The following is a 6903-nucleotide window of genomic DNA, read 5'->3' as shown; positions in this document are numbered from 1 at the left end:
CGGCTCCTCCGACGACTCCTCGGACGACTCCTCGGGCCACGGCGGGTCGGGCTCCGGCCGTGGCGGCAGCGACGACGGGGCCGGGCACGACGCCGGCGACGACCACGGCGGGGACTCGGGTGGCCACGGATCCGACGACTGACCCCCAGGTCGCGTCCCCGGTCGGTCTCCCTGCCCCGACCGGGGACGTCCGGCGCCCGGAGCCGGAGTGGCTGCTCGTCTCCCGGCCCGCGCCGGTGGAGGACGAGGTCGCCCCGGTCGGCCCGCGCCGCGTCCTCGTCCAGCTCGCGCCCGGGGTGGCCGCGGCCCTCGTCCTCGTCGGGGTGCTCGGGTCGCTGGCGGCCCAGCGGCTCGCCGAGCGCGAGGCCGTCAACGACGCCGCGACGATGGCGGGAGTCATCGCCGAGGCCGTCGTCCAGCCGGCGATGACCGACGCGCTCATGGCCGGCGACCCGGCCGCGGTCGAGGCCTTCGGGCGCACCGTCGACCGCAGCCTCGACCGCGACACCGTCGTCCGGGTCAAGCTCTGGCGGCCCGACGGGTACGTGCTCTGGGCGGACGAGCCCCAGCTGGTCGGGCGCACCTTCACCCTCGACGGCGAGCAGCGCGAGGCGCTCGACGGCCCGACGACGGTCGCCCACGTCTCCACGCTCGACTCCTCGGAGAACCAGTTCGAGAAGGGCGACAAGCTCGTCGAGGTCTACCGGCCGGTGTGGATGCCGGACGGCCGCACGGCCCTGTTCGAGATCTACGTCTCCTACGCCCCCGTCTCCGAGCGGACCGGCCAGCTGTGGCGCGGCTTCGCCGGGGTCACCGCGAGCAGCCTCGTGCTCTTCGTCCTCATCGTCACCCCGCTCGTCCTCGCCCTGCTGCGCCGGCTGCGCCGGGCCGAGGACCAGCGGCTGCGGCTGCTCCAGCGCGCGGTCGAGGCCTCCTCCGACGAGCGCCGCCGGATCGCCGCGACCCTCCACGACGGCCCGGTCCAGGAGCTCGCGGCCACCTCGTTCACGGTGGCGGGCGCGTCCGCGACGGCCGCCCAGCGCGGCGACTCGGTCCTGGCCCGCGACCTCGACGCCGCGGCGAGCGCCGTCCGGGCGAGCATCCGGTCGCTGCGCACCCTCCTCGTCGACCTGCACCCACCGAGCCTCTCGCGCTCGGGCATCGTCGCCGCGCTCGGCGACCTCGCCACCTCGGTGCGCGGCGAGGACGTCGTCGTCCGGCTCGACGCCGACCCCGAGGAGCAGCTGGCCCTCGGTGAGGACGCCCAGCGGCTCGTGCACCGGGTGGCCCAGGAGTGCGTCCGCAACGCCGCGCGGCACGCGGGCCCGGCGGAGGTCGTCGTCTCGTTGCACCGCACCTCCGCGGTGACGGTGTCCCTCGACGTCGTCGACGACGGACGCGGCTTCGACGTCGGCGCCGTCCTCGCCGACCCGGCCCCCGGCCACCTCGGCACCCGGCTGCTCGCCGAGGCCGCGTCCGTCCCCGGCGCGACGCTGCGGGTGGCGACGGCATCGGGTGCCGGGACACACTGGCGGCTCGACCTCGACGGACCGATGGGGGTGCAGGCATGATCCGGGTGCTCGTCGCCGACGACCACCAGCTCGTGCGCGCCGGGGTGCGCACGCTCCTGGATGCCGAGCCCGACATCACGGTCGTGGCGGAGGCCCGCGACGGCGCCGAGGCCATCGCGTCAGCGGCCGGCACCGACCCCGACGTCGTCCTCATGGACCTGTCGATGCCCGGCCTCGACGGCGTCGAGGGCACCCGCGGGGTGCTCGCTGCGCGCCCCGAGACGCGGGTGCTGGTCCTCACGAGCTTCTCCGACCGCGAGCGGGTGCGCGAGGTGCTCGCCGCGGGGGCCATCGGCTACGTCCTCAAGGACTCCGAGCCGGCCGAGCTCGTCGCCGCGGTGCGTGCCGCGGCCCGCGGGCACGTGCCGATCGACCCGCGGGTGGCCGGTGCGCTGCTGCCGTCCACCGGCGACCCCGTCCACGACGGCGAGGCGGTCGGTCTCTCACCGCGCGAGACCGAGGTGCTGCGACTGGTCTCGCAGGGCCTGGCGAACAAGCAGATCGCGCGAGCCCTCGGCATCACCGAGCGGACGGTCAAGGCACACCTGGGGCGGGTGTTCCGCGAGATCGGGGTCGTCGACCGCACGAGCGCCGCCCTCTGGGCCCGCGACCACCTCCCCTCGGCGTGATGGAGGAGAGCACTGACGGCGCGCTGGCCTAGGCTCGCCGTGTGAGCGGACGGGACGGGGTGTTCATCGCCTTCGAGGGCGGCGACGGCGCGGGGAAGTCGACCCAGGTGCGCCTGCTCGCCGACGCGCTGCGGGCCCGCGGCCGCGAGGTGCTCGTCACCCGGCAGCCCGGCGGCACCGAGCTCGGCGCGGCCATCCGCGACCTCGTCCTCCACGGCGACCACGTCTCGCCGCGGGCCGAGGCGCTGCTCTTCGCCGCCGACAAGGCCCACCACGTCGACCTCGTCATCCGGCCGGCGCTCGCCGCAGGGCAGGTCGTCGTCACCGACCGATACACCGACAGCTCGGTCGCCTACCAGGGCGCCGGCCGCGACCTCGGCGCCGACGAGGTGCACGACCTGCAGATGTGGGCCGTCGACTCCCTCGTCCCCGACCTCACCGTCGTCGTCGACGTCAGCCCGGAGGAGGGGCGCCGGCGGCGCGGCGAGGTGCACGACCGGCTCGAGGCCGAGGCCGACGCGTTCCACGCCTCGATCCGCGAGCACTACCTGGCGATGGCCCGGGGCAACCCGCAGCGCTACCTCGTCCTCGACGGCACCCGCCCGCCCGACGAGCTGCACGCGCAGGTCCTCGAGCGCGTCGAGGCGCTCGGGATCGAGGCGCCGGGGGTCGACCCGTGAGCGTCTGGCGCGACGTCATCGGCCAGGACGCCGCGGTCGCCACCCTGTCGCGGGCCGTCGCCGACCCCGCCGCGATGACCCACGCGTGGCTCTTCACCGGGCCGCCGGGGTCGGGGCGCTCGGTCGCCGCGCGGGCCTTCGCCGCCGCCCTCGAGTGCCCACAGGGCGGCTGCGGCGAGTGCCGCGAGTGCCGCACCGCCCTCGACGCCACGCACGCCGACGTCGACGTCATCGCCACCGAGGGGCTGTCGATCAAGGTCGAGCAGGCGCGCGACCTCGTCGCCCTCGCGGCGCACCGGCCGTCCGTCGGGCGCTACCGGGTCATCGTCGTCGAGGACGCCGACCGCCTCACCGAGCGCGCCGCCGACGCCCTCCTCAAGGCGCTCGAGGAACCGTCGCCACGCACGGTGTGGATGCTCTGCGCCCCCTCGACGGAGGACGTCATCATCACCATCCGCTCGCGCTCGCGGCACGTGCGGCTGCGGACGCCGTCGGTCGAGGCGGTCGCGGACCTCCTCGTCCGCCGCGACGGCGTCGACCACGCGATGGCCCTGTACGCCGCCCGCGCGGCCCAGTCGCACGTGGGCCTGGCGCGGCGCCTCGCCCGTGACGAGCACGCCCGCATCCGGCGGCACGACGTCGTCTCGATGGCCACCCGCATCACGTCGGTCGGCGAGGCGGTCGGCGCGGCCCAGGACATCATGACCATCGCCCAGGAGGAGTCCGCGGCGGCCTCGGGGGAGCGGGACGCGGCCGAGAAGGCCCGGCTGCTCGAGGTGCTCGGCGCCGACCCCACCGCCCGGACCCAGCCGCCGCACGTGCGCTCGCAGGTGAGCGCCCTCGAGCGCGAGCAGAAGACCCGGGCCACCCGGTTCACCCGCGACGTCGTCGACCGCGCGCTCGTCGACCTGCTCTCGGTCTACCGCGACGCCCTGGTGGTCAGCACCGGGGCGGGCACCGCGCTCGTCAACGAGGACGCCCGGCCCACCGTCACCCGGGTCGCCGAGGCCTTCACCGCCGAGCAGGTCCTCGGGGCGATGGACGCCATCGGCACGGCCCGCGAACGCATCGGGGCCAACGTCGCGCCGCTGCTCGCGCTCGAGGCGATGGCCCTCGACCTGCGCCTACCCCGCTGAGAGAACCGGTCGATCGCGGCCGGATCGTGACCTCCCCCGCGCGAGCCCTCCCATCCTGCTCCCATATCGTGCGAGCCATGACCCCGCGCCGCCTCGCCCTCGTCGCGGGCCTCGTCGTCGTCTCCACCGGCCTCGCCGGCTGCTCGCTCGTCGACGACCTCGGCGGCCAGTCGGCCCGGCCGTCGGTGTCGGTCAGCCCGCAGTCACCGCCCGCCGGGACCCAGGGCCTCGACCGGTTCTACGCCCAGCAGCTCGAGTGGTCCGAGTGCTCGGGCGCGGAGTGCGCGCAGCTCACCGTGCCGGTCGACTACGCGCACCCCGAGGGCAGCACGATCGAGATCTCGGTGCTGCGGGTGCCGGCCAAGAAGTCCTCCCAGCGTCTCGGTTCGCTCGTCGTCAACCCGGGCGGGCCGGGCGGCTCCGGGGTCGACTACGCCCGCGCGGCCGACTTCATCGTCGGCCCCGGCGTGCGCGACCACTACGACGTGGTCGGCTTCGACCCGCGCGGCGTCGGACGCTCGGCCCCCATCGACTGCCTGTCCGACGCCCAGCTCGACACCTTCCTCGGGTCCGACCCCACCCCGGACGACCCGGCCGAGGAGCGCACCTTCGCGCAGGGCTCGGCCGACTTCGCGGCGTCCTGCGCGAAGAACGCCGGCCTGCTGCTCCCGCACGTCTCCACGGAGGATGCCGCCCGCGACATGGACGTCCTGCGCGCGGCGCTCGGCGAGCAGAAGCTGACCTACCTCGGCAAGTCGTACGGCACCTTCCTCGGCGCCACCTACGCCGACCTCTTCCCGACCAACGTCGGGCGGTTCGTCCTCGACGGTGTCGTCGCCCCCGACCTCACCTCCGAGGAGATCAACCTCGGCCAGGCCAAGGGCTTCGAGCTGGCGACCCGGTCGTGGGCGAAGTACTGCGTCACCGAGGGCGACTGCCCGCTCGGGGACTCGGTCGACTCCGTGATGACGAACCTGCGCGGCTTCCTCGCCGACGTCGACGCCACGCCGCTGCCGAAGACCGGCGACGGGTCCGTACCCAAGCTCACCGAGGGCTGGGCCTCCCTCGGCATCGCCGCCGCGATGTACGACCAGGGCGCGTGGCGCACGCTCGTCGACGCGATGCGCGACGCGGTGCAAGGTGACGGCACGGCCCTGATGCAGCTCGCCGACCAGTACGCCGACCGCAACCCGAACGGCGGCTACGCGGGCAACATCATGGAGGTCATCTACGCTGTCAACTGCCTCGACAAGCCGGAGTCCGACTCGGTGCCCGAGCACGAGGCGCTGGCGGACGCCGCGGCGAAGCAGGCCCCGACGTGGGGACGCTACCTCGCGTGGAGCTCGCTCGTCTGCGGGTACTGGCCGGTCAAGCCGACGGGCACCCCGCACGAGGTGACGGCCGAGGGCGCCCCGCCGATCGTCGTCATCGGCACGACGCGCGACCCCGCCACGCCGTACGAGTGGTCGGTGCGCCTGCACGACCAGCTGGCCAAGGCCTCGCTCATCTCGTTCAACGGCGACGGGCACACCGCCTACACCCGTTCGAACTCGTGCGTCGACGACGCCGTCGACGCCTGGTACCTCAAGGGCACGCTGCCCAAGGACGGCCTGCGCTGCTGACCGGCGGCTCCCCACTCGACGGTCGCCGGGGTGGATTCGCGAGGGGCCCGGTGGCCTGCCTATACTCGGGCGCGCGCCCTCGGGCGCACGCCGCCTTAGCTCAGTCGGCCAGAGCGATTCACTCGTAATGAATAGGTCGTGGGTTCGATTCCCACAGGCGGCTCAGCCAAAGTGGCTCTGACCAGCGGTTTTGCTGGTCAGAGCCACTGTACATCCGGCCTCGAAAACGGTCCAGTGACACGTTTGCGACACGTTTGACGAGAACTGGGTGACACCTTTGGCGCCCTCCGTGGCCTCGAACCACCGAGTTGAACACTCGGGTGAGCACCTCGCGCAGACCTTGGAGTGTGCGCTGAGACGGCTCTCAGGTGTCTAGGATTCTGTGTCTGATGGAGACCGCACCCGAGCTCGATGGAGACGCGCTACGGCTGGCTCGTGAGAGGGCAGGGCTGAGCCAGACGCAGTTGGCCCGGGCGATTGGGGTGGCCGACGGCCAGCGGGTGTCTCGGTGGGAGCGTGGCGAGGCCCGCCCACGCTCCGCGGGTCAGCTGGCCACGTTGGCCTCCGCGCTGGGCGTCACGCCTCGCCAGCTGCTCGCGACGCCGGCTGGGGATCCTCCGCTGCGGTGGTTTCGGTTCGCCGTCGGACTGTCGGTCGAGGACTTGGCGAAGGCCGTCCATGTTTCTTCGGCGACGGTCAAACGCTGGGAGGCTGAAGGGTTGGCCGCTCCCTCCGCCGCGCTGGTTCGTGCCGTCAGCGAGGCGCTGAGCGCGCCTCCGGCCGACGTGGAGCGTGCTCTCGGCGCCCGGTAGCCGCTCGCTCCCCATGGCTGTCTGGAGGCCCTGGGGCACCTGCGGAGCCTCCGCCCCAGCCGGCGCCTCATCATCGGTCGCGCGCTGTGTCCGACCTATTGCACACCGCCCACTGTGGGGCACCGCTCGTGGAGCACCCCTATCGGCGTCCGCGAGGCCGGCAACGCTTGTAAGGGTCGTAGTTCCCCATGGCGGGTTGGCCTTCCGCCAGTTGTGCGTGGCGGCCATCGCCCATGTTTACACGCGGTCTGACACGCTCCGTGCCGAGCTACGAACTGAGTGAGGGGAAGCGGAGATGGCGTCTAAGTCTGCTAGCTGCATCAGGATCCAATCGCCGTTCAGGTGCGCCATTGCTGACTCAATCCGCGCTTCAGGTCGCCGCTCGGCCGGCTCAATCGGGCTCTTCACGGATGAGCATGGGTAGGGGCGCGACGCGCTGAGCGGGGTGGGTGT

Annotated in this window: 6 protein-coding genes and 1 tRNA gene; all 7 read left to right on the top strand. The window is 73.6% G+C overall.

Annotated features, from left to right (window positions below):
- The first annotated feature begins 119 nt into the window (after positions 1-119).
- The gene (locus tag PKA89_RS20130; protein WP_324422631.1) at positions 120-1571 is read left to right on the top strand and encodes a histidine kinase; all 1452 of its coding nucleotides are present in this window, start codon (positions 120-122) and stop codon (positions 1569-1571) included.
- Positions 1568-2200, top strand: coding sequence for a response regulator transcription factor (locus PKA89_RS20125; RefSeq protein WP_324422629.1), 633 nt, complete (start codon positions 1568-1570; stop codon positions 2198-2200). The genes PKA89_RS20130 and PKA89_RS20125 overlap by 4 nt, the downstream gene beginning before the upstream one ends.
- Positions 2201-2241: 41 nt before the next feature.
- A complete protein-coding gene (gene tmk / locus PKA89_RS20120) occupies positions 2242-2880 on the top strand; it encodes a dTMP kinase (RefSeq protein WP_324422627.1) in 639 nt (212 codons plus the stop codon).
- Complete coding sequence (locus PKA89_RS20115; protein WP_324422625.1) at positions 2877-4016, top strand: DNA polymerase III subunit delta'; 1140 nt, start codon at positions 2877-2879, stop codon at positions 4014-4016. Before tmk ends, PKA89_RS20115 begins: the two co-directional genes overlap by 4 nt.
- A gap of 77 nt (positions 4017-4093) precedes the next feature.
- The gene (locus PKA89_RS20110; protein ID WP_324422623.1) at positions 4094-5638 is read left to right on the top strand and encodes an alpha/beta hydrolase; all 1545 of its coding nucleotides are present in this window, start codon (positions 4094-4096) and stop codon (positions 5636-5638) included.
- Between the two features lie 89 nt (positions 5639-5727).
- A tRNA-Thr gene (locus PKA89_RS20105) sits at positions 5728-5801 on the top strand.
- Positions 5802-6027: 226 nt separating this feature from the next.
- Complete coding sequence (locus PKA89_RS20100) at positions 6028-6450, top strand: helix-turn-helix transcriptional regulator (RefSeq protein ID WP_324422621.1); 423 nt, start codon at positions 6028-6030, stop codon at positions 6448-6450.
- Positions 6451-6903 lie beyond the last annotated feature (453 nt).

It is taken from the genome of Phycicoccus sp. (genome assembly GCF_035325325.1).
In the GTDB taxonomy this organism is placed as follows: domain Bacteria; phylum Actinomycetota; class Actinomycetes; order Actinomycetales; family Dermatophilaceae; genus Phycicoccus.
Note: the sequence above shows the minus strand (reverse complement) of the source record. Positions and strands in the feature narration are given on the sequence as shown.